This is a genomic window from Allorhizobium sp. Av2 (genome assembly GCF_021462805.2).
In the GTDB taxonomy this organism is placed as follows: domain Bacteria; phylum Pseudomonadota; class Alphaproteobacteria; order Rhizobiales; family Rhizobiaceae; genus Allorhizobium; species Allorhizobium vitis_G.
In genome coordinates, this window is sequence record NZ_CP192697.1 from 177,766 (window position 1) to 200,970 (window position 23,205).

The 23,205-nt window shown below is 57.6% G+C and carries 22 protein-coding genes and 3 pseudogenes; 16 read left to right on the plus strand and 9 right to left on the minus strand.

Annotation, left to right across the window (positions count from 1 at the left end):
- The first annotated feature begins 7 nt into the window (after positions 1–7).
- The 7 genes from FS819_RS18845 (at position 8) to FS819_RS18875 (ending at position 7,854) form a co-directional block, all read left to right on the plus strand.
- On the plus strand, positions 8–481 hold the full coding sequence (locus FS819_RS18845) for a GNAT family N-acetyltransferase (protein WP_197434132.1): 474 nt from the start codon (positions 8–10) through the stop codon (positions 479–481).
- A 62-nt stretch (positions 482–543) separates the two neighbouring features.
- Complete coding sequence (locus tag FS819_RS18850; protein ID WP_156549935.1) at positions 544–1,761, plus strand: Coenzyme F420 hydrogenase/dehydrogenase, beta subunit C-terminal domain; 1,218 nt, start codon at positions 544–546, stop codon at positions 1,759–1,761.
- 4 nt (positions 1,762–1,765) lie between these two features.
- Positions 1,766–3,130: a 3-phosphoshikimate 1-carboxyvinyltransferase gene (locus FS819_RS18855; RefSeq protein ID WP_197434133.1), complete on the plus strand. Its 1,365-nt coding sequence runs from the start codon at positions 1,766–1,768 to the stop codon at positions 3,128–3,130.
- Positions 3,127–4,170 (plus strand): MDR/zinc-dependent alcohol dehydrogenase-like family protein, encoded by a 1,044-nt coding sequence (locus FS819_RS18860; RefSeq protein WP_156549937.1) that lies wholly within the window; start codon positions 3,127–3,129, stop codon positions 4,168–4,170. The genes FS819_RS18855 and FS819_RS18860 overlap by 4 nt, the downstream gene beginning before the upstream one ends.
- Complete coding sequence (locus FS819_RS18865; protein WP_197434134.1) at positions 4,151–5,908, plus strand: non-ribosomal peptide synthetase; 1,758 nt, start codon at positions 4,151–4,153, stop codon at positions 5,906–5,908. Before FS819_RS18860 ends, FS819_RS18865 begins: the two co-directional genes overlap by 20 nt.
- 18 nt (positions 5,909–5,926) lie before the next feature.
- Positions 5,927–7,231, plus strand: coding sequence for a hypothetical protein (locus tag FS819_RS18870; protein WP_156549941.1), 1,305 nt, complete (start codon positions 5,927–5,929; stop codon positions 7,229–7,231).
- Positions 7,228–7,854: a thioesterase domain-containing protein gene (locus FS819_RS18875; RefSeq protein ID WP_156537541.1), complete on the plus strand. Its 627-nt coding sequence runs from the start codon at positions 7,228–7,230 to the stop codon at positions 7,852–7,854. The genes FS819_RS18870 and FS819_RS18875 overlap by 4 nt, the downstream gene beginning before the upstream one ends.
- Before the next feature lie 219 nt (positions 7,855–8,073).
- Here the strand turns inward: FS819_RS18875 and FS819_RS18880 are convergent.
- Positions 8,074–8,166: pseudogene (locus tag FS819_RS18880) on the minus strand (transporter substrate-binding domain-containing protein); the annotation flags it as partial.
- Between the two features lie 97 nt (positions 8,167–8,263).
- Complete coding sequence (locus FS819_RS18885) at positions 8,264–8,980, minus strand: IS6 family transposase (protein WP_156537540.1); 717 nt, start codon at positions 8,978–8,980, stop codon at positions 8,264–8,266.
- Positions 8,981–9,124: 144 nt separating this feature from the next.
- Between FS819_RS18885 and FS819_RS18890 the strand changes: the two genes are divergently transcribed.
- On the plus strand, positions 9,125–9,403 hold the full coding sequence (locus FS819_RS18890) for a ribbon-helix-helix domain-containing protein (RefSeq protein WP_156537539.1): 279 nt from the start codon (positions 9,125–9,127) through the stop codon (positions 9,401–9,403).
- Entirely contained in the window at positions 9,403–9,705 is a 303-nt protein-coding gene (locus FS819_RS18895) for a type II toxin-antitoxin system RelE/ParE family toxin (protein ID WP_156549942.1), read from the plus strand. The genes FS819_RS18890 and FS819_RS18895 overlap by 1 nt, the downstream gene beginning before the upstream one ends.
- 26 nt (positions 9,706–9,731) lie before the next feature.
- On the opposite strand, the pseudogene FS819_RS18900 reads toward FS819_RS18895, so the two are convergent.
- The 5 genes and pseudogenes from FS819_RS18900 to FS819_RS18920 form a co-directional block, all read right to left on the minus strand.
- Positions 9,732–9,938: pseudogene (locus FS819_RS18900) on the minus strand (IS6 family transposase); the annotation flags it as partial.
- 406 nt (positions 9,939–10,344) lie between these two features.
- A complete protein-coding gene (locus FS819_RS18905) occupies positions 10,345–11,349 on the minus strand; it encodes a site-specific integrase (protein ID WP_156551618.1) in 1,005 nt (334 codons plus the stop codon).
- Positions 11,342–12,307 (minus strand): tyrosine-type recombinase/integrase, encoded by a 966-nt coding sequence (locus tag FS819_RS18910; protein ID WP_156551619.1) that lies wholly within the window; start codon positions 12,305–12,307, stop codon positions 11,342–11,344. The genes FS819_RS18905 and FS819_RS18910 overlap by 8 nt, the downstream gene beginning before the upstream one ends.
- Positions 12,304–13,365, minus strand: coding sequence for a tyrosine-type recombinase/integrase (locus FS819_RS18915; RefSeq protein ID WP_492437117.1), 1,062 nt, complete (start codon positions 13,363–13,365; stop codon positions 12,304–12,306). Before FS819_RS18915 ends, FS819_RS18910 begins: the two co-directional genes overlap by 4 nt.
- Positions 13,366–13,876: 511 nt before the next feature.
- Entirely contained in the window at positions 13,877–14,059 is a 183-nt protein-coding gene (locus FS819_RS18920; RefSeq protein ID WP_156547114.1) for a hypothetical protein, read from the minus strand.
- Between the two features lie 464 nt (positions 14,060–14,523).
- Between FS819_RS18920 and FS819_RS18925 the strand changes: the two genes are divergently transcribed.
- Both FS819_RS18925 and FS819_RS18930 read left to right on the plus strand, forming a co-directional pair.
- Positions 14,524–14,922: a DUF6088 family protein gene (locus FS819_RS18925; RefSeq protein WP_234625163.1), complete on the plus strand. Its 399-nt coding sequence runs from the start codon at positions 14,524–14,526 to the stop codon at positions 14,920–14,922.
- Entirely contained in the window at positions 14,912–15,823 is a 912-nt protein-coding gene (locus tag FS819_RS18930; protein WP_498724607.1) for a nucleotidyl transferase AbiEii/AbiGii toxin family protein, read from the plus strand. Before FS819_RS18925 ends, FS819_RS18930 begins: the two co-directional genes overlap by 11 nt.
- Positions 15,824–15,985: 162 nt before the next feature.
- Here the strand turns inward: FS819_RS18930 and FS819_RS18935 are convergent, their stop codons facing one another.
- Both FS819_RS18935 and FS819_RS18940 read right to left on the minus strand, forming a co-directional pair.
- Positions 15,986–16,204: a hypothetical protein gene (locus FS819_RS18935; protein ID WP_156547120.1), complete on the minus strand. Its 219-nt coding sequence runs from the start codon at positions 16,202–16,204 to the stop codon at positions 15,986–15,988.
- Between the two features lie 229 nt (positions 16,205–16,433).
- Positions 16,434–17,150: pseudogene (locus tag FS819_RS18940) on the minus strand (IS6 family transposase).
- A 331-nt stretch (positions 17,151–17,481) separates the two neighbouring features.
- On the opposite strand from FS819_RS18940, the gene FS819_RS18945 reads away from it, so the two are divergent.
- From FS819_RS18945 to FS819_RS18965, 5 genes are all read left to right on the plus strand, one after another.
- A complete protein-coding gene (locus FS819_RS18945; RefSeq protein ID WP_197434043.1) occupies positions 17,482–18,645 on the plus strand; it encodes an MFS transporter in 1,164 nt (387 codons plus the stop codon).
- A gap of 158 nt (positions 18,646–18,803) precedes the next feature.
- A complete protein-coding gene (locus FS819_RS18950; protein WP_156547124.1) occupies positions 18,804–20,498 on the plus strand; it encodes a thiamine pyrophosphate-binding protein in 1,695 nt (564 codons plus the stop codon).
- Between the two features lie 12 nt (positions 20,499–20,510).
- Positions 20,511–21,278, plus strand: coding sequence for an SDR family NAD(P)-dependent oxidoreductase (locus FS819_RS18955; protein ID WP_156547126.1), 768 nt, complete (start codon positions 20,511–20,513; stop codon positions 21,276–21,278).
- A 14-nt stretch (positions 21,279–21,292) separates the two neighbouring features.
- On the plus strand, positions 21,293–22,270 hold the full coding sequence (locus FS819_RS18960; protein WP_156547128.1) for an alpha/beta fold hydrolase: 978 nt from the start codon (positions 21,293–21,295) through the stop codon (positions 22,268–22,270).
- Between the two features lie 151 nt (positions 22,271–22,421).
- Positions 22,422–23,189, plus strand: coding sequence for an SDR family NAD(P)-dependent oxidoreductase (locus FS819_RS18965; RefSeq protein ID WP_156547130.1), 768 nt, complete (start codon positions 22,422–22,424; stop codon positions 23,187–23,189).
- The last annotated feature ends 16 nt before the right edge of the window (positions 23,190–23,205 follow it).

Here is a 23,205-nt window from a genome sequence, read left to right on the forward strand (position 1 = left end):
TGGCGAGATGCAGCATTTCGAGATCCGTCTCGCCACCGATGAAGACTGCCCGGACCTGTTTGACGTTCATCGCCACTCGGTGCGAAGCCTTTGTACCGCGCACTATACCAGTGAACAGATCGACATGTGGCTGGATGGGCGCCATCCCGGCATGTATCTGCCCGCTATCGAGCGCAGGGAGCTTTGGGTTGCAGCATTTTCCGATGCCATTCTGGGCCTGGTGGAAGTGCAGGGCAATGAGGTGACCAAGCTGTTCGTCAGCGGTGCGGCTGCCGGGGCTGGTGTGGGCAAAGCCCTGATGGGGCAGGCAATCGCCCACATCAGACAGGCTGGGGAAAGACGTATCTATCTGGAATCAACGCTCACTGGCCGGGATTTCTACCGGAAACTGGGTTTTGCCGAAATTGGAACCGGCACGTTCTCTCACGGGCCAGGTACGGTTTCTCTTGAAATCGTGCAAATGGAACTGCATGTCGATTGAGTAAATATTTGAATATTTAAAAATTATTTCAAAGTAATTCTTCTGATAAAAGGACTATATTGATGTCGATCAGAATTTTACAGGAAAATGTTCTTGATTCCAATTTATGCGCCGGTTGCGGGGCCTGCCAGTTGGTTTGTCCTGAGCAACTGATTGTCCTGCACCCGGACACTCTTCTGCCGGTGCTGGATTTCGACCCGGCCTCTTGTGGTGACTGCCACCTTTGCCATGATGTCTGTCCCGGTGCTGACCCCGCCACCGATGCGGCGGAGATGCAGCTTTTCGGCCGCGAGCGCCAATCCAGCGAACGGTGGCTGGGCATCCACATTGATCTCTTCGGCGCGCGCTCGACACGAGCGGATGTGTTCGAGGCTTCGGCCAGCGGCGGAACCGTCACCACCCTGCTGCTGGCCAGCCGCAGCACTGGTTTTCGTGTTGACCACGTTCTGACCATGGGCCGCAACCCTGATGCAGGCTGGCGCGCCAAGGGCGTGGTCTCCGGGGATGAGGAAACCATCATCGCCAATGCCCAATCCACCTACCAATTGGCGCCTTATCTGGCCGAATTGCGAGGCCTTTACGAACATTGTCGCAATGACAAGATCGCCGTCGTCGGCCTGGCCTGTCATATGCAGGCCATCCGCAAGCTTCAGCAATTGCAGGGCGATATTGCCGATTGGGCGCGGGAAAATATCATCCTCCTGATTGAAACGGCCTGCTCGTCCAGCACATTACCCAAGGGAACGGCGGATATCGTTCAAGGCTGCCTGAACCTGCCGCTGGACGCCGTTAGTGACCTTCGTTACCGCAGCGGTCCCTATCCGGGAAAACTGACGGTTTCCACCAAGGATGGCGGCAGCCATGCTCTGGAATTCTGGCAGATCCTGAAAGAGCTAAAGGGCGGGAAAAACCACCGCTGCCTCTCCTGCGGCGACTGGATGAGCGGCCTTGCCGACATCAGCGTCTGTGACGGTGATCCCAATATTTTCGATGCCAGCATCAACGGCACGGCGTTCGGCAAACATGGCCGCGTCCTCGTCCGGACGCCAATCGGCCAGAAGCTTGCCGATTACTGTCGTGACGAAGGATTGCTGGAGCAATGGCCGATTGATCTGGAAGGTTTCAATCTCGGTTTGGAGCGCAAGCGCAACCGCCGCCGCTCCTATGAGGCCGGAGCTTTGCCGGTGCCTAAGGGGCCATCGGCACCTGACATATTCGATCCTGAACAGATCCTCAGCGACGAGGCACTGATCGATCCCAAGCGTTACAAACGGGGCTGAGAGTGTGCTGATTTATCCGGACCGTCATATTCCTTCCACTACCCCGCCGGATCGGCCGGATTGGGCTGCTGCCGCTGCCCACATTCCCTCCGATAAATCCATCTCGCATCGGGCATTGCTGTTTGCCGCCCTGTCCGACCGTCCGGTGACGATCAGCGGCATCAATCAGGGGGCTGCCATTACCCTGCTGATCGATGCCCTACAGCAATTGGGGGTGTTGATCGACTTCGACCGATACTCTGGCACGGTGGCGTTCCATAACTCCTTACGTATCATGGCAAGCCAGGGCCTGCCCGAAACAAGGCAAGAGAGGGTGTACCTGGGGCCATCAAGCGCGGCGGCCCGGCTGTTGATCGGGGTGCTGTGCGGACTTGGTGTCGGCTGCGTTGTCGATGGCGACGAGACATTACGCAACAGACCTTTCGACTGGATCGTCGAACCTCTGACGGAATTGGGTGGCCGGTTCGAATATCTCGAGCGACCGGGATGCCTACCGCTGCGGATTTTGCCCGCGCAGATCGGGCCGGGCCGGGTTCAGACCACCATCGGCAGTGCGCAATCGGTCTCGGCCATCCTGTTTGCCGCCATCGCCGCGCGGGTGCCGGTCGAGATCGCGTATCCGGTTGTGGCCAGGGATCACACCCAGTTGATGGCACGGGGCTTTGGCGATGCGGTCGAGGACCGGGATCATGTCGTCACCTACAGGCCAGGCCAGTTTCAAGTTCCAGACACCCTGACCATTCCGCTCGACCCCTCGGCGCTTGCCTATCCGGCTGCGCTCTTATGGCTGATGAACAGGGATAGGCCGGAGGTGAGCCTGCGGTTTGAAGGGGTGTGCATCAATCCGACCCGGATCGGCTTTTTTCACTGGATGCAGTCCTGCGGGTTCGGCCTGGAGATATCCCCGGATGAGGGCGCACGCGGAGAGAAGGTGGGCGCGATTACCCTGAAAGGCGGCGGGACATTCAAGGCGCAGGGCATGCACGGCAAAGAAAGCCTGCATTCGATGATTGATGAAATTCCCCTGATGGTTGCCATCGCCGGTCTTTTGCCGGGCGAGGCGGTGTTCGAAGACCTTTTCGAGCTGACATTCAAGGAATCCGACCGGATCGCGGCGACCTGCCAGATGGTGCGCAGCCTCGGCATCGACACGGTCATCGATGGCTATGCGATCCGCACCACGGGCGGGCAAAGGCCGAGCGTGCAGGGTGATATCGCCGTTTTCAACGATCACCGGCTGTCGATGACGGCGCATGTGTTGATGCTGGCGCATGGGCTTGCGGGCCGTATTCCCGGCGGCGAGTGCTACAAGACCTCCTTTCCGCATTTTGACAAGTGCCTCCAGGCCGTGTTCGCGGGGCAGATATGATGCAGCAGGAAATACGGCAGCTGTTTGCGGTTCAAGGCGCGAAAGGTGTGCAGGTCCGGCGCGAAACTGTGCCGCCCTGCGATGACAACCATGTGGTCGTGGCAACGGACTTCACCATGATCAGCCCGGGTACGGAAATGCATTATATTCGTCAGGCACGCGAAACGGGCGAAATGCTGGAACTCGGTTACTGCGCCGTCGGTACGGTGCTGCACAAGGGCGCGCATGTCGATCATGTCGAGGAGGGAGGCAGGGTGATCGCCATGGGGTGGCGCGAAGCCATCCATTCGGATTACCTGGTCATGCCGCGTCGGCTGGTCTGCCGGATCATCGGGGATTTGCCGGGGGAACTCGCCATCCTGGCCACACTCGCGGCCACGGTGATCCATGCCGGTGACAGAAGCCGGCTGACGAGCCGCGACCGGGTTCTGATCCTTGGTCTCGGCGGGCTTGGCATGCTTATGGCGCTTATGGCAACGGATGCTGGCGCGGAGGTCTGCATCTGGGATCTGCAAGCGGAGCGGATGCGCCAATGTGCCGCTTGGCCGGCTTTCGATCCGGGTCAGTTGCGGCCCGGCAGTGGCGGACGGTTTACCAGGATCTATTTCTGCGCCGATGGCGATGTCAGTGATCAGATCGGCGGTTTTCTCAACCTGCTGGACCCGGATGGCAATGGTCAGGATCGCTCCATGCTGGTCAATCTCGGCAGGCTGTCGGGCCGGATCGGATTTTCACCAGCCTCCGGCAATTTCGATCTCGTCAATGTCTCGCGTTGCGGTGCCGGATATCGTGATGACCGCTATCACGCTGGCCTTGCCGATGTGGTTCCCTTACCCGGCGAGGCGCGGGTGGATGACAATCTGGCAAGGGCGCTGGCGCTGATCGACCGGCAGCGACAACTGGCTGCCACACTGCCACGAACAGTTTTTTCGCCACGTCAGGCCTTGGCGCTCTATCGCGGTGAAGCGGCGTTTCCCGTGGGTTTCAGTCTCATACGCCATGGTGACAGAGGAGAGGGTGTTGGTCTCGACGGTCATTGATGCATTTGAAAAGGCCGTGGCAGCCAATCCACAGGGGTGTGCGGTGCGCTATCAGGACGCTACGCTGACCTATGCGCAACTGGATGCACGCTCCAGTCTGGCCGCCACGCGCCTGTTGCAGGCGGGTGCCCGGCCCGGCCACACGATCGGCATCCAGATGCCGCGCGGCATAGATCTGATCGTCATGCTGCTGGCGACCTTGAAGGCGCGCTGCGGCTTCTGTTTCATCAGTCCGAAGAATCCGCAGAGCTGGAACAATTCGGTGATTGAAAGAGCCAAGGTTCGGCTGTTCATTACCGATGGCCCGCTGTGCAACGTCACCTTTGCGGGACATCTCCAAGCCACGGACCTGCTGGCTCCCGGGCAGGCGTCCTTGCCTCAAAGACCGGCAGCGGGGGATATCGTCTATGTCAATTTTTCGAGCGGCACGACCGGAGCGCCGAAAATCATTCCCTGCACCCATCTGGGGGTGATCGGCTTCTGTTATCAGCCGCCGCATTTTCCGGCGGGTCCTGAAACCGTGATGATCCATCACTCGGCGCTGACTTTTGACGCATCGCAGTTCGAGATCTGGACTGCGCTGTGCAATGGTGGCTGCCTCGTGCTGGCACCGGAGGAGCATCTGACCGGGGACACGTTGCGCCAGCTGATTGTCGAAAGCGGCGCCAATGCCCTTTGGCTGACGACCTCCTTGCTGAACATGCTGATGGATGCAGATCCCGAATGCCTGGGAGGGATTTCCAATATCATGGTGGGCGGCGAGGCGCTTTCTCCGGGTCATATCGACAGGCTGTACCGTCATAATCCGCGCATCACGGTCTATAACGGCTATGGCCCGACGGAAAATACCATGGGTACCTGCGTCTACCGTATCCCACGAAGCCATCATTTTTCTCGGGCCATCCCTATCGGATATCCGGTGCATGACAGCCGTCTTTATGTTGCCAACGAGGAAGGAAGGCCTTGCGCCTTTGGTGAGGAGGGAGAACTGGTGATTGCCGGAGACGGGCTATCGCCTGGCTATATCGGCGATGCGCTGCTGACCGCCAGTAAATTCCGCGCTTTCCCGCTATTGGGTGAGGAGAGGGCCTATGCCAGCGGTGATCTGGTGTCCCGCGATGAGGGGGGGCTTTTTCACTATGCCGGGCGCAAGGATGATCAGGTCAAGATCAGGGGCAACAGGACATCCCTGAGTGACATTGCGCTTGCCTATGGGCGGCATCCCGGCGTCGCAAATTGTGTGGCTGCGGTGCAGGCCACGCCCACCGGCAAGAGGGTCATGCTCTACTACCTGGTGAAAAGCATGGCAACTTCGCCAGAAGAGGCGGAGTTAAGAGAGTTTGGCATCATCTCCCTGCCGGATTTCATGGTTCCCGACCGCTTCGTGCAGGTTGAGGTCTTGCCCGTCACGGCGCATGGCAAGATCGACATGGCCGCCTTGGAGGCAATGAACGAGGCCAAGGACCGCCCCGTCACCTCTCTTCATTGGTTGCTGGATGCCTGCGGGCTCTCGGATTGGCAACCGGATCAGGATTTCTTTCAGGCTGGCGGTCACTCGGTCCTGGCGGTCAAGCTGGTGACCTTGCTCAACCGGCATCGGAAGGTGCCGCTTAGCCTGACGGAATTTTATCGGGACTGTTCCTGGCCGCGTATGGCGCATCTGCTGGACGAGGTGAGCGATGAGCTGTCCCATGATCCTGAGCCTGATATCTACGACTATCACATCATCCGGCTTTGAAGCGGAAGGAAGCGCGTCATGCCGCCACTGCCAGAGATTGTAACGCTCACCCTCCCTAGCGGACGTTTTGCCTTTGTCTATGCCCGCGGCAGAGAGGAGGCAAAAGAGCATTTGGCCGGGCGCCGCGCATTGCTGACGCCTGATTATGCCCATGAACTGACGGAAATTCCCTTGACGCCGATGCAGGCCTCAATGGTGTATCCCGAGTTTTTTCACGGTCATCTGACGGCGAATACTGTCGCCTATATCATCAAGCCCGGCGCTTTCGGCCAAATCGACCCGGACCTTGAAGAGATTGCGACATGCCTGGGACTGGCCTTTCCCCTGGTGACGGCGGTGGTTGTCGAGGGTGACGATGGTTTCGCATTTCGTCTGCCAAAAGAAGAGGTTCTGGGCGAACACTTTGTCTTTCGGGCAGAGCGGGGTTTTATCGACGAACGCGACTGTATTTCCTTTCTGTTGGATCGCCCAATAAGCCTGTTCGAAGGGCCGCTGCTGCGGTTGGGCGACGTCGATATCCTGGGACAGCGACATCTCGCCGTGCTGTTTCACCATATTCTTGGCGACCATATTGGCCAGCTGCAATTGCTTCGTGCGCTGATGGCGTTTTGTGCGCCAGGCAAGGTTGCTCTTGATGAGAGCTTGCCGGACCTTACTTTCGTTCCTGAGACTTTGAAGCTGGAAAGACGTCACGGCGATGCTGTGGAGCAGAGCCTGGATTTCTGGGCAGGCTATGGTGAAAGGGCAACCGTTTCGAGCCTGAGTCACGATGGAGGCGGCGTCATCTGGCATCAGACAGAAATCCCTCTGCCTTGGACCCGCTATACTCGCCTGCAATGGGCTGCCATGCGGGCCTATCGCTCTGCGATTGGCCGGTTGAGCGGGACCACCGATCCCCTGGTGCTATGCCTGTTTTCGCTGCGTGAGAAGCAGCAGGGCCTGGGTTTCTACACGGTCGCCGCCCCAATCCTGTTCGAGGACGACCTTCTTGGCGTCGATGACATGCCGGAGGATTTCCACGACTGTATGGAGGCGTTCCGCAACCACAGCATCGTTGGTTCGGAAGAGATCCAGGCTGCCACTGGATGGGATGCGGGGCAGATTTCCTACCTGTTCAATTTTGTCACGATGCCGGAGGAAGACTTGCTCTGGATGAAGAGCACCCTGCTGGATGCGCCTTCCGAAAATCCCCGAACGGATCTCGATCTGACCTTTATCGTGGCGGGCGCGCAACTGCATTTGCATCTTGCCTCCAGGCTTGATGAGGAAAGGCTGGCACCGTTTCTGAACTGCTTTCTTGAAACGCTGAAGGATAACCTATGATACTGTTGCTGCCGGATTTTGTTGGATATCCTTTTTGCTATATGGGCCTGATGAAAGATCTCGGGGAGGCCGTGGTTGCCGTGGCCGAGGATTACAATGACTATTGGCCTTACGGCTCTCTTGAAGAGCTTGCGGCCAGTATCGTCAGCCGACACAGGGGGCAGCAGGTTACCAAAGTTGTTGGCTATTCCTTCGGTGCACATCTTGCGGCCCATGTGATTGCGGCAATCACGCGCCAAGGTGGAGGTTCTCCTCAACTCTTCATGATTGACCCGCCAGCACTCGAGGGACTTGCCGGCATCGACCGCGCCAAAATCCTCAAGCGCTTGCAACAAGACGAGTCCTATCAGTATATCTTTGATCTCGTTGATTGCGAGCTATCCAACCTTGACTGCATGGTCGAAAACATCTGGCTACTGACAAGCGCTCAAACATCCATGCCGCCATCGAAAGCGGCTAGAATTTTCATGCAGCAGGACAGGGAAACTCAAATTCCGCCTGAATCTCTTCACCGATATCTCGGAGAATTCACTAGGCTTTCCTATGTAAAGGAATGCAATCATCAAACCATACTCAAAGATGAACATGTGATTGAGCAATTGCTGGACCTTTTGAAAACATGACGGCGGTGGTGCAGCCTTCAGCGACAGTTCGTCATTTAGTCTTTGATAGGCCGTTAAGGCGACGCCACCGTTGAATGTAATCGATCGACGGGCGAGGTGAGAGAGGCTCTTCAGCGGCTGGATGAGGTCATCCATGACCGGCCGGGACTGGCTATCTTTCACTCCCATGGATGAGAGTGAAAGACGTGCTGTGCCGTCCATCTCTGGAAGCTTAAGCGCCTTTGCGACGACAAAATAGTTGGAGGTAAGGGCATAAGGCTCCGAAAACCCGATGACGGCTTTTCGCTTATCGGTGATCGACATGCCGGCCATGATTGCATCGACTTTGCCAACCGTCAGCGCGGGAATGATGCCATCGGCACCGTAAAGTTAACCGACACGGGTCAAAAATATTGCGCTCGGCTTTCGCTTATGCGGTTTGCAGGCATGCGATTTCGTTCCACATCTGCATGGCCTGGGTTCTCAGTTCGCGATGATTGTCTGATGAGATCTCGTGGCGTGGAATGTGAAAAAGGTTGGCGACAGGGTCATGAATTGAAACGAAACGCTGGAGATGTCGCGCTGATTTGAAGCCTTTCATGATCCGTTCTCGTCGCCGGGTCGGTTGATGGGAATTCTCCGCCCGATTGTTCAGTCCTTTGTGCAAGCGATGCTCGACGCCGGGCATGATGTCGCGCTTTGCCGCGCCATAGGATCGCAGCTTGTCGGTGATTGCCACGCGCGGCGAGTGCCCCTGTCCTTTCATAAGCTTTCGCATAAGACATTTGGCGGCCTTGGTATCGCGGCAGCTCTGCACCAGCACGTCGAGAACGAAGCCATCCTGATCGACGGCGCGCCACAGCCAGTGTTTCTTGCCGCCAATGGAGATGGCAACCTCATCAAGATGCCATTTGTCGCCAAGCCGACCGGTGGATCTTCTCCGGATGTCATTGGAGAAATGTCGGCCGAATTTCTCCACCCAGAAACGCACGGTCTGGTGCGAAACGATGATCCCTCGCGCCGCCAGCAGATCTTCGACCATGCGCAGACTGAGCGGAAAACGAAGATAGAGACACACGGCGTGGGCAATCACTTCAGCTGGAAACCGATGGCGACGATAAAGGCGTTCACGAGGGACTTGGGTCATACTGAAAGATCGCACAGGTCTATCGCCGACAGGTTAACCTTACGGTGCCGCACCGCCAGATAGCGACATTTTAAGGTAGTCAGGAAGCAGTAGGATTAAATCGTGTCGCATGGTATAAGAAGTCAGAAACGAAAGTGACCCCCAATGCGCACAACCCAATCCCTCAGCATCACCCTTCCAATTGAGATGGCCGAAATGGTCAAGGCCAAGGTCGCGTCCGGCGAATATGCTTCCGAAAGCGAGGTTATCCGCGACGGCCTGCGCACGCTCGCCGCACGCGATTCTGTGGTGGAACGCTGGCTCCGTGAGGAAGTGGCTCCCGCCTATGACGCCCATAAGGCCGATCCGACGCGGGCGGTGCCTCTCGCTGACGGCATGGCAAATGTTCGTGCGCACATCGCCAAGGCCAAAAGCCGTTCTTGATGAAGCACTATACAATCCGCCTGTCACTGGAAGCGCAAACCGATTTGGTGGAAATCCATGAATCCATCACGACGCGTTCCGGCTCCGCCGTCACCGCCGACCGCTACATTGAGCGCATCGACGGCTTCCTGTCATCATTCGACGTATTCCCCGAACGTGGCACGGTGCGTAACGAAATACGTCCCGGCCTGCGCATCGTCGGATTCGAGCTGAGCGTGAGCGTGGCGTTCGTGGTTGAGGACGACGACGTGGTCATCCTGCGCATCCTTGCAGGTGGCCGTGAACTCACAATGGACGAATAAGCTATTTAAGGGCATCGTAACGTTAACCGGATATCGTTGGCAAAATGTCTACCGAATTTCTCAGCCCAGAGCCGCACGGTTTGATGAGAGACGATGACGCCACGCGCTGCCAGCAGATCCTCGACCATCCGCAGGCTAAGCGGAAACCGGAAATAGAGCCAAACAGCATGGGCAATCACATCGGCTGGAAATCGGTGGCGACGATAAAGTGGATCACGGCTACATCTGGTCATGCAGCCAGATCCCACATTTTGATCGATGTCCGGTTAACGTTACGATGCCCCCACATTAGCTGATCCGCGCACCAACGCCATATCACTTCCTTTAGCTTTCCTGATTGTTCGGGCTGGCAGCGCTCAAGCCGCGAAGATGGAAGCGCGCAAGGGCGCGGTTCGCAATGTGCAGATCTGCCGGACAAGCTCGCGGCGAAGCCTCCCTTGCGCGCGCAACAGCGCAAGCGGCACGCCTTCCCCCCGAAGGGGGGATCGGCTCAATGAGCCGATCCATAGGCAAAGGGGTCATATTCATTGTTATGTGCATCTGTGCATAACAACGATTATGATCCGTGGGAGATTATGGCCACCTCGCGGTGAGATCGCCTGAGACTGCGCAGCCCGGGGTCAACCGAGCTGCGCATAATCACAGTGACTGCAGGAATGCCATCAACTGATCTGGCGGCCGGTAACGTTCGGCTGCGGCGCTGATTGGCTGAAGGCGGTTGAGAGCAGCCGTCTTCATTGCGAGATCCGCCTCCATGTAGATGTGGGTAGTGCTGGGATCCTCGTGCCCAAGCCAGAGCGCGATGACCGTAATGTTCACGCCCGACTGCAACAGATGCATTGCGGTCGTATGACGGAATGTATGGGGCGAGATCGTCTTTTTCGCGAGGCTTGGAACTTCATGACTGGCTGCAGCTACTGCCAGGCCAAGTCGATGAGTAACATTCGACCGCGAGATCTGCCCACCAGCCTTGCTAGGGAATAGATAAGCGTCTGGTGCCGTGTTCTCCAGGTGAGTGACCCATTGCCGAAGTGTTTTCGCTGTCTCCTTCCAGAGGGGAACGCTGCGACGCTTCCTTCCCTTCCCAAACAGATGGGCAACGGGCGATACCTCCAACACCACATCGCCGACGCGAAGACCGATGGCCTCGGAGACACGAGCGCCGGTATTGTAGAGGAGCGCGAACAGTGCCCTATCTCGTCGGCCCGCCCATGTTCGGGAGTCTGGCGCTCCGATGATGGCTTCCATCTCGGGCCTGGTCAGGTATCCGAGAACTGGCTTGTCATGCCGCTTCTGGGGGATTGCCAAACAACGCTCGATGACACCGATGGCCGTCAGATCTTCATGTGCGGCATATTTCAGGAAGGACCGGATCGCCGACAGTCGTGCATTTCTGCTCCGGGCGCTGTTACCCCTGTCTCGTTCGAGATGATCCAGAAACGCAAGGACGGTCTCGGCATTCAGATCGGCAAGGGAAAGATCGGTAGGCAATTTGCCGGTCGCCTTTTGCGCATAAGCAAGGAACAGCTTGAACGTGTCGCGATAGGCAGCGACCGTGCAGGTGCTGACGGCACGCTGTTGTCTCAGATGGTCGATGAAGAAGCTTTGAAGCAAGGTCGCGAACGAAGGCGAGAGGTTAGCCATGGTCGCCATCTCCTACCTTGTTGTTGAGCTTTTCGAAGCGGTCCCCAGCTAGAGCCATCAACTCCGGTACGGCCTCAATATACCAGTAGGTATCGCGTAAATTGACGTGTCCCACATACGTCGACAACATCAACATGGCGCCGTCGATATCTGTGCCGTGTGCCTGCCACTCCAGAAGACGTCGGCATATGAATGTGTGCCTCAGATCGTGAAGACGAACGGACGAATGTTCGCCCCGCGGAACAATTCCAAGCCTGAGCGTCAGTTGTTTCCATCCACGCAGCACCTCGCGATACGCGAGCGCTTCGCCCGTCAGTTCGTCCTTGAAGAAGGGTTCGGAAGCCCCGCATCGGAAAGCTCCCCGCTGTTCAGCGATGAACTCTCCCAATGCCGTGACGGATGATGGATGGAGGGCGACAAGGCGTTTGCGTCCGAACTTAGCAAACCGAACGGTAATCTGGGCCGTGTCGAGATCCACGTCACCCATCCGTAGTCCGAGCGCTTCCGATATCCGCAAACCGGTCGAAGCCAATAGCCCGATCAGTGGAGGCAGCATAAGTGGCCCGGCGGCCCGCACCCGCTGCACTTGACGCGCGTCGGCAACAAGAGACCGCAATTCTTGTGATGTGAAGATATGGGGAGCGAGCCGTCGCTTCGAACTGCCGAACGGGCTGGTTTCCGGGAAACACGTGCCCGGTTCGATTGTCGCGAGATAGCGCGCAAACGGCTGCAGAACATTGACCCGCTGCGCCCAGGTGAAGGGATCACTGTTCGCAGCTTGGCCTCTGGCCCAATCCAGAATGATTCTGGAATCCAGTGGGCCATTGTGTCCATTTGCATCCGCAAAGCGAGCAAATGATAGCATTTGGCTACCAGAGCGGTCGAGTTTGAAGCCGAGGTGACGCCGTTCGGCGAGATAACTTTCCACTCGGGTAAGCATCGTTGACTGCATCGTCATGCGATCTCTCCCGGCCAAGGCAATGCAACGGCGGAAAGCCGGACAGTGTCGACGCGGGCATAGCCGGCGGTCGTCACCACGCTACGATGGCGCATGACGTCGGCGATCTGTTTCAACGGGACACCATCATTGGCCAACACGCTTGCTATTGTGTGGCGAAGAATATGGACCCTGGTATGCTGCCATCCCAACCGTCGATAGGCAGCATGAAGCGCCTTTTGCACGACGCGCCTGCCAACCGGCCTGCCCACTGGCGCGACATGTCGGACGAATATCTCCCGCTGTTCGGTCGCGGGCCGTTCATTTATCAGATAGTCAGCGATCGCCTCTCCCGTCGATGTTGGCAATGGCATGATGTCACGGCGCCTGGTCTTGGTTGCCGGCACGTTGATGATGCCGTTTTCCCAATCGATATCATCAAGCGTCAACCGGACGACCTCCAGCGACCGCAGGCCCAGATCGGCGAGGCACCGGACAATTGCATATGCTCTTCTCTGGTTGCGGTCGGTCGTGACGAAGGACGCAAGTAGCTGCTGCAACTCGGAGGGTGTCAGCCCTTGCGGTAACTCGGCGGCTGGCCTGAATGTTGGCGTTGGTATCGCCCGCTCGAGGTGCCGGACGTGGTCGCCAATGATAGCGCGATATCTCAGATAGCAACGAACTGCTCCCGCGATGCTTCGGATCGTTGCGGGCTTACGCGGTTCGGCACCCATGACAAAGTTTCGCAGGCCGGTCGGTTTCAGCCAGGCGATTCCAGCTGCATTGCTGTATCCGTGCGCGTCGAGCAATCGGCGAATGATTGCGCAACGATGCCGCCTGGTATCTTTTGACAATCCCCAGACCTTGAGCATTTTTTCGTCGAAACGCGCGATTTCGCCATCCGTTTCACTCGGTTCTGTATTGCGGACGACTCCATTTGCCTTGAGAACACGCAGTAGATGATTGAGAGCGGCCCTCATCACGATAACACTGTGCGGTGTTTTATGGTCGCAAGAGCATGTGACCAGATGCTCCGTGATGAAGCGTCGTATGGAATTCTCGTCCATCCTCTCCGGCATGATGCTCTCCGCTGCCAGCCATTCTCCAAAGTGCAATGCGCTCGCGATGTATTTTCGCCGGCGTGTATCGTGATAACGACCTTGGGCGAGGTAGTTCGATAAAAGCCCGATGTGGGGCCAAAGGATATTGTCGGGATCTTCAGTTCTGAGCCGCAAATGTTTCGGTGTTGGCATGTCTGGTCTCCTTTTCGCTGAGGTTGTCCAGATGCCATGTTGTCGTGATGACTTTCTCCAGTTTCAAGAATCGAGGAATTTGCGCCTGTTTCCGCCGGCTCTCACTTCGCTTTTTTTTGCTCAGCCTGTGGCCTCTTGCAGTCTAAACTTAGTCTGAGGCGCCGCAATTGGCGACCTGCCGCGGGATCGATGTTGCTTATCGGTTAGAAGACAATCGCCGCTAACGGCATGTGTGGTGGCTATTTTCCAACTTCATTCACGTAGTATTCCGGCACGCCAGTCGGGGCGGGATTATGCGCAGCTCGGTTGACCCCGGGCTGCGCAGTCTCAGGCGATCTCACCGCGAGGAGGCCATAATCTCCCACGGATCATAATCATTGATGATGGCGTCCTCGTCGCCGTCATACTCGGCGGAAGGCATGACGCCGATCTCTCCGTCAATCTCGAAGAGGGTGACCGGGACCATCAGGGTCCGGGCAAGATCGAGTGCGTGGTTTTGTGCGAGGCTGAGATCCGACATGTGAGGCTCCATCCGTTGGCGGGGCCGATCCCGCTCGATGGCGCCCGTTTGGTCCGGGCCCGGCCGCGGTCACCTCGGCGGCGTAGCCGGAGAGGTCGCAGTAGCTGCGAACCCCTTGTGGGTTGACCGTCCAAGGACGGGACTGGATTAGGGATGCCAGACAAGAGAGCTGGGTTCGGCAACGCCATAGGTTGGAGCGGATTGGTATTGGATCTCGCCGCAAAACATTCTCCGGGTCAGCCAGACTGTAGATCCTGCTACGAAATGGAGATGTGGAGATGCTTCATGACAAGAGCGCAGCTGGCGACGCCACACTGGAAGTCGTGCATCCTGGACAGGCCCGATTACATGGCCTAAACGAGCATCTCTAGCCGCCAACGAGCCCTTGCGTCGTGTCGGGTTTTTGCATATATTCCGTGTCGGGTGTTTGCAGAAAGAAACGAACCATGTATCAGGCTAGGACATTGAAGCAGAAAATCCAGAACCGCGTCGCGCGAACGAAGAAAACTGATGTCTTTCTTCCGCGGGACTTTGCTGACCTGAGTGGTGAGGATCAGGTTCTGCGCGCGCTCAGGTCTCTGGTCCACGATGGGGCTCTGATGCGGTTGGGCTACGGTGTCTACGCCCGGGCGATGCGGTCGCGTTTATCGGGCCAGCTTATTGTCTCCAGTTCCAACGGCTTCCACAGTGCTGCACTTCAGGCACTGAACAAGCTTGGTGTGGCTTGGGAGCAGAGCGACAGCACGAAAGCTTATAATGAAGGCCGTTCCACTCAGATCCCGGTGAACCCGACGGTCAAAGTCAAGGCGCGTTTCAACCGACGGCTCTCCGATGGCCGCGCGGAGCTCCGCGTTGAACGGTAATCCGGACCGCAAAACGCTTCTGGAGGTACAGGAGTTCTTTGGTCTGCCTTCGCCTGCTTTGGTGGAAAAGGACTGGTTCGTCGTCCGCGCCCTGGCTGCCATCCATGATGTGGAGGTCGATGGATTGACCCTGGCGTTCGGCGGGGGAACGGCGCTTGGACGCGCGTATCGTTTGCTCGAACGCATGTCAGAAGACATTGACCTGCGCATCGTCGGCAAGGACAATCCGTCTCGCGGCGAGCTTAAACGCCTGCGAGCCACTGTGAACGAGCGGCTTGAGGCAGCGGGTTTTGCGGTCGAAGGCAACTATGTTGTCAAGCAAAGCGATCGCTACGTTCGATATGATCTGCCCTATGAACCCATCGCTAAGGGTGAGGGCGTTTTGCGACCGGAGATCAAGATCGAAATCGCCGCATTCCCGATTTGCACGGCGCCGGAAAATCGCTCTGTTGCATCCTTTGTTGCTGAGGCCACCGGCGCGTCTGCCGAGGCCACGGATGTCGCGTGCGTGAGACTGGTTGAAACCGCGGCTGACAAGTTCGTTGGTCTCGGACGTCGGGCTGGATTTGCGTTTGCCGATCTTGGGCCCCTCGATCACACGCTTGTTCGTCACGTCTACGACCTATCGCGTATGGATGGCCACTACGATGCGGATGAGGCGGCCGCAATCGCGTTGGAAACGATGAAGGCTGAAGCCAAGAGCCGTGCCGACGATTATCCTGCCTATAAGGCGGACCCGAGGGCGGAAACGCTCCGCGCGTACGAGACGATGTCCAAACACGGAGAGTTCGCAGCGGGTTATGCGAAGCTGCTCGGCGACATGGTCTATGGTGAAAAGCCCGGGTTTGAAGCCGCGTTCGGAAAGGTTCAACATTTCGTCGAACGGATCCGCAGCGCCTAGAATTCGAGCGACGCACCTGCTCTACGATTATGAGGAACGTGTCTAGAGGCTCTAGCCGAGAGGCATCCTAACTCTGCCCATCCGCCCCCTTTAACGAAATTGAACCGCCGACCCGGTTATTGGAGGAAGGGTTGTAAAAGGCAATTCTGTACCGCGACATACTCAGGTACTCGCCGCTGGCCAGTCGTTTGCCGGCTCCTCAATCGCACCTTCCGACACATCCTCTGCAGGATCGGGATCACGTTCATTCGCAATCCGCAAACGCTCGATTTCCTCGATCGTGGCTTTAAAGACATCGGCTTGCTTGGCTCCGGAAACGACCGCTTGATCGACTAGGTTCGCCAAACCGCTTCTAAATTCGTCGCGCCAGTCATTGCTCATTTCGCTTCCTCCGTTTGATCTGTTTGTCGGATAGATCAATCCACAAGCGCGTGCGACACTCAGGGACTACTTTGATGGAGGGAACTGCTACCTCGCCTGCGATGAGAAGTTTGATACGGCCCAATGATTTTTCAGCATCTGGACCGAATGCTGTCCCGGCGACATGTGAGTTCGAGCGGCACTGTAAACTTACCGCCTTGAACGCAACATCTGGGCATGAGGAATTAGTTCATGCGGCGTGAAGGCGCGCGATTTGGTGCCATGATTGCATGGTTTCGGTTCGCAGTTCGCGATGGTGGACGGATGGAATATCGTGGCGGGGAATGTGAAAAAGGTTGGTGATCGGGTCATGGATGGAAACGAAACGCTGAAGATGTCGTGTTGACTTGAAGCGCTTCATGATCCTCTCCCGTCGTCGGACGGGCTGATGCGAGTTTTCTGCCCGATTGTTCAATCCTTTGTGAGAACGATGCTCAAAGCCGGGCATGACCTCCCGCTTTGCTGCACCATAGGATCGTAGTTTGTCGGTAATCATCACACGCGGGGCGCGGCCTTGGGCTTTCAGGAGCTTGCGCATCAAACGTTTTACCGCCTTGGCATTGCGGCGGCTTTGCACCAGCACGTCGAGAACAAAGCCGTCCTGGTCAAGGGCGCGCCAAAGCCAGTGTTTACTTCCACCGATGGTGATGACAACCTCATCGAGATGCCATTTGTCCCCGAGCCTGCCGGCAGATCGCTTCCGGATATCATTGGCAAAGTGTCAGCCGAATTTCTCAGCCCAGAGCCGCACGGTTTGATGAGAGACGATGATGCCACGCGCTGCCAGCAGATCCTCGACCATCCGCAGGCTAAGCGGAAACCGGAAATACAGCCAAACTGCATGGGCAATCACCTCGCCGGGAAATCGGTGGCGACGATAAAGGGGATCACGGCTGGATCTGGTCATGTAGCCAGATCCCATATTTTGATCGATGTCCGGTTAACGTTACGATGCCGACGACCGCGTTGCCGATTTCAGTAGCGCCGATTTTGCTGTCACTAAGCGCCGGAAGATCGCAGAATTTGGTCTGGCGAGTTGCCACAGGATCACGCAATCGAGAACCATCTAAAATATCGAAAAATGATAAAAATATCATAATTTAAGTCAGAAATTTCTGTATATTGATATTAATAATGATATAGATACCCCTTATCTGTTTGGGAGGACGGAGAATATGGGAGATGTAGTAACTACAAAAATATCGGGGGCACCTTTGGTCCCTGGTTATGAAGATCGGATGGTCGCGATTTTCGCATTGGCGGGCGGAGTTGCAGCACTCGATGCTCAAGCGGTCTATTACCTGATGCCGCGCATCGTTGCTGACCTTGGCCTGACGGATGCTCAGGTGGGAATTCTAGGCTCTGCCGTCCTGGTCGGCTGGTCGGTCGCCGCCTTTGCCTTCGGGCAGATCTCAGATCGGTTGGGGCGGCGCAAGCCTTTCCTTGTGCTCGCATTCCTAGCAATGGCCGCACTTTCTGGCTTAAGCGCCATTGTTGCGACCTTTGTTGGGTTGGTTGTGGCCCGCGTCCTGATGGGTCTTGCAGAAGGACCTGTCATCCCGGTGAAGCAGGCCATCGTCATGGCAGAATCGACGCCGTCGCGGCGCGGGTTGAACATGGGAATCGTGCAGAACTTCGGCGCACAACTGCTCGGAACCTTAATCGGCCCGATTGCCGTGGTCTCGATCGCAGACGCCTATGGCTGGCGCAACGCATTTCTGCTGTCGGCTCTGCCCAGTATTTTGGTCGTTTGGCTGATCTTGCGGTATATCCGCGAGCCCGCAACAGAAGCTACGAGCAATGCCTTTGTCGCCCCAAGATCGTCGCTCATGTCGATCCTCATGCGCCGGAACGTGTTTCTTTGCGCTTTGATCGGGATTGCTAACATCGCTTGGTTCTTTGTCCTTCTGACATTCCTGCCTTTGATCCTGACTCGGCAGGCCGGACTTTCATCCCAATCCATGAGCTATGTGATGGCGATGATCGGGGCTGCGGGCGCGGTCTCAGCGCTTTTGGTGCCGGGGCTGTCCGACCGGATTGGGCGTAAGACGGCTATCGCAATATTTTCCGCTGTCGGTGTGGTGGCGCCTCTCGGTGCGATACTTTTGGGGGGTAATCCGTGGTTGGTCGGCTTAGCGCTTTTTTGCGGCTGCATGCTGCTTGGAACCATGCCGCTATTTATGGCAACAGTCCCCCAAGAGAGCGTGTTGCCCGCAGACAGAGCCACTGCAACTGGTCTCGTCCTCGGTATCGGTCAGCTTCTGGGAGGCACGATCGGTCCGATCGTCGGAGGTCAACTGTCTGCAAACTTTGGTCCGATGGCACCAATGTGGTTGGCCGGCGGTTTGGCGGCTTTGGCAGGCCTGCTTGCGCTGTTTCTGGTTCCGCAGAAACTGACGTGAATTCTGATGGAGCTGCACTGGATGTATTCAGAAGAAAAGGCGGCCATTGGATCATCAACGTGTTCACCAACGATCAGCTGATTGCCGTTCGCCGCTGAGGAGACGAGGCCCAACGCGAAGTCAGGTGCCGGTGATTATTGCCAAAAGGAAGGATGATTATGAGTATTGAAAACGGCGGCAGCCTGGTCGTGCGGACGCTGAAGGCTGCGGGGGCCAAGCAGGCGTTTGGTCTTCATGGCGCGCATATTGATGCAATCTTCCAGGCGGCGCTTGACCTGGATTTTCCGATCATCGACACGCGGCATGAGGTTTCGGCCGGTCACGCAGCTGAGGGATATGCCCGCGTCTCAGGCCAGTTTGGGGTGGCTTTGGTAACAGCTGGTGGCGGCTTTACCAATGTCGTCACCTCGCTGGCAAATGCTTGGCTTGATCGTACTCCGGTGGTGGTGATCACGGGTTCAGGCCCATTACGGGATGATGAAACCAATACGCTTCAAGCGGGCATCGATCAGGTCGCGATGGCGGTGCCTGTGACGAAGTGGGCGCATCGTGTGGTCTCAACCGATCACATCCCGCGCCTTCTGGAACAAGCGATCCGCATAGCGACAGCCGCCCCGCAGGGGCCGGTTTTGCTCGACATGCCCTGGGATATCCTGACCGGCCCTGCCGGGGTGGCGGCAGCCGAGAGAGTTCAGAGTTTTGCAGAACCTGTGGCCGCGAGCGGAATCGACCAAGCGCTTGATCTATTAGCGCGTGCGGAGCGGCCCGTCATTGTGGCAGGCGGAGAAATCACGCGCGGGCATGGAGCCGAGGCACTCGCACGGTTCTGCGGGGAAACGGGCATTCCGGCCGTGGCGGACTTTGAAGGATTGACATCTCTATCGGATCTGCCCGAAGGCACGGGTTGTGGGCTTGTCCAAGGTCTTTTCGGCCTTGGAGCTAATGCCCCTGATGTGGTCATCATGGCGGGGATGCGGTTCGGCCTGACCACGGCGCATGGTTCCGGCATTCTGATCCCGCATTCAGCAAAGATCATCCAGATCGATCCTGATCCCCGTGAATTTGGCCGGCTTCAGCCCATTGAGATGGGGCTGAATGGCGGCGTGGCAGCAACAGTAGGCGCTATGGCGAATGCCGCCGCGGTGCGCGGTGGCGATAAGGTCCGGTTGGAGGGTTGGCGTAAGCATCTCTCCGGTCATGTCTCTGCGCGCTTCGATCAACTGGTCAAGGATTGCAGCTCTGCTCCTTCGGAGCGGCTTCATCCCTTCGTCGCATCACGTCTGGTGTGTGAGATCGCGGCCCCTGGCAACGTGGTGGTTGCCGATGGCGCCCTCACATATTTGTGGCTCAGCGAAACCATCGCCCGGTCTCGACCTCGCAGCTTTCTGTGCCACGGCTACCTCGGTGCCATGGGGGTCGGATTTGGCACCGCGCTCGGTGCGCAGAAGGCCGCAGGCGACGAGGGGCGGCGCGCAATTCTCATCACGGGCGACGGGGCGGTAGGATACGCACTGGGCGAATTCGACACAGCCCTGCGAAACGACTTGCCGCTGATCGTCGTGGTGATGAATAACTACAGCTGGGGTGCAACACAGCATTTCCAAAAACTGGCTGTCGGCCCGAATCGGGTGACAAAAACAATGCTTCCGAATGGCCGATATCACGAGGTTGCGGAAGCGATGAACTGCTCAGGTTATCTGGCGACAGACGAAAGCAGCCTGCGCGATGCGCTGACGCAGGCTTTGGCCGGGAACCGTCCAGCATGCATCAACGTGCAGGTGGATCTGGACCCGATCCCGCCGGAAGAGCGAATCATTATGGGCGGCATGCCGTTCGACAAAGATTTTCAGTGAGGAGATGACGGAATGACAATTTTAGCCGGGAAGGTTGTTGTGGTTACGGGTGGGGCCAGCGGCATTGGTCGCTCAATCGCAGTCCGTGCAGCGCAACTGGGCGCGAGTGCCGTTGTGATCGGCGATTTGGACGAGGCACCTAAGGAGGGCGGAGAAACCACCGCTCTGATCGTTGAAAAACATGGGGCATCGGCGCGCTTCTTGAAATGTGACGTGCGTTCCCATGACGATCTGGCCGCACTCATTGCGGTGGCCGATCAGTTTGGCGGTGTGGATGTCATGGTCTGCAATGCCGGGGTGGCGCTTGCCAGCGACGGGCCTGAAATCACCGATGGCGATTTCGACAAGCTCGTTTCGATCAACCTGCATGGTGCACTCAAATCGGCCCAGCACGCAGGCGCGGCAATGAAGGCCCGTGCCACCGGTGGAAGCATCGTTGTCATCTCGAGCATGGGGGGACTGCGCGGCTCTGGTTTCAACCTTGTCTACACCATGACCAAAGGCGGCGTGAACATGATGACAGCATCCCTTGCTGATGCCTTTGGTCCGGAGGGTATTCGGGTCAATGCTGTCTGCCCTGGCCTCATCAACACCCGACTGATCGAATCTTCTCCCGGGGTCGCCGCCGCTGCTGAGGGGTTGCGCCAGCGGATGCCGCTGCGTCGATTGGGCGAGCCGGACGAAATTGGTGATGTCGTTGCCTGGCTGGGTTCGGATCTATCGTCCTTCGTAACCGGGGCTGTGATCCCGGTCGATGGCGGGCAGACAGCAGTCATTTAAGGGGAATATCGGTAATGAACAATTTGAGCGCCGCTGATAATCTTGCAGCTCCCCAATCGCACCATGCAGACGTGAATGGCATAAGGTTGCACTATATCGAACTCGGTGAAGGGCCAGCCGTAATCTTCTGCCATGGCTTCCCTGAAACCTGGCGCAGCTGGTGCCATCAGATCTCCGCACTGGCCATGGCGGGATACCGGGCAATCGCACTGGACATGCGTGGACATGGTGGCTCGGACTGCCCGGATGATTTGGCAGACTACAGCGTCATTCACACGGTTGGCGACGTGATCGGGCTGATGGATGTGCTGCAAATCCCCAAGGCCGTTATCGTCGGCCATGACGCGGGCACGACAACTGCTTACAATGCAGCTCTCATGCGCCCCGACAGGTTTTACGGCGTCATGGCGCTTTCCATTCCCTTTATGCCGCGTCCGCAGCGCAACATGATGAATGCGATGATCGCCGCCGCGCCACCTGGCTTCTACATGCGCTATTTCCAGTCTCCGGCTGCACCGGAAAAGGAATTGGACGCCGATCCCCGCGAAACTTTGCGGCGTATCTACTTCCACAACAGCGGTGACAATCCCGCCGGACCTTCTGGAATGGAGACCGACGCATCCGGCCATCTCCTGCCTTCCCTTGCCACTCCAGACGGTGAAATGACATTTCTTCCCGATGACGAGCTGGACCAAGCCGCGAATGATTATCGTCGAACCGGCTTTCGCGGTGGCTTGAACGGTTATCGGGTCTTCGATCTGAACTGGAAGTTAACCGCGCCGTGGAGCGATATGGCGTTGACGGTACCCGCGACCTTCATCGGGGGAGATCGCGACATTGTGATGCACTTTCCGGGCTTCCGGCAGGCGGCCGAAGCGATGCCGCAGGCAGAATTTGTCAAAACAGCCGGGCACTGGATCCAGAAAGAGGCTCCGGCAGCGGTGAATGCGCATCTGCTGAGGTTCTTGCGACAGGTGTTGCCAGCGGGTTGACTGTTCATATCGCATCAAACAGTGCGCGGCTGCCTGCACGCAGCCGCAAGTGAAAAGAGCCGCAGCTTCATCATCAGCGGCCAAGGAGGAGGCGAAATGAAGAAGGAAATCAGGACCGGCACCTTTGCGCCAGTATCTACGGGGAATGAACATGCGGCTTGATGGGAAAAACGCAATCATCGTTGGTGCTGGATCTGGCATAGGGGCTGCGACCGCGCAGCTTTTTGCGGAGCTTGGTGCGCGATTGGTGCTGATGGGGCCGGAAGCCGCTCCGCTAGCGGCGGTGGCGCGCCATGCTAAAGCAGAGATGTTCGTCGGCGACGCGTCGCGGCGGGATGATATGGCAGGTGCGGTGGCACTGATCAACAAATGCTATGGTGCGGTTGATCTTCTCGTGAATTGTGCGGGCGGCGGCGGGAATGCCCCGCTCGGTGACCTGACAGACGAGCAATGGTCCAAAGCGCTTTCAACCAATCTGGAGACAGCGCGTATCTCTGCCGCAATGGCTCTGCCCGATTTGACGAAAACGCGCGGCGCAATCGTCTTCGTTGCCTCGCTGGCGGGGCTCCGGGCGGTGCCGGGTGCCACTGGCTATGTCGCCGCCAAGCATGCGGTGGTTGGCCTGATGAAGGCGATCGCCGCTGATTACGGTCCGTCTGGCATCCGTGTCAATGCGGTCTGCCCGGGGTTGGTCAGGACGGCGATGGCCGATGCGATCATGGATCACTTTGGCGGCGAAAACGGGATGGAGCGAGAGGCGATGTATGCGCGGGCGACGCGCGGATATCCGTTGCGCCGGCCCGGTGAGCCCGAGGAAGTTGCGCGCGCCATCGCCTTTCTCGCCAGCGACTGGGCCTCTTTCATTACGGGGCAATGCCTGGTGGCGGATGGCGGCGGCTCAGTCGTCGATGTTTTTTGAGAAACGGTGCCTGTGC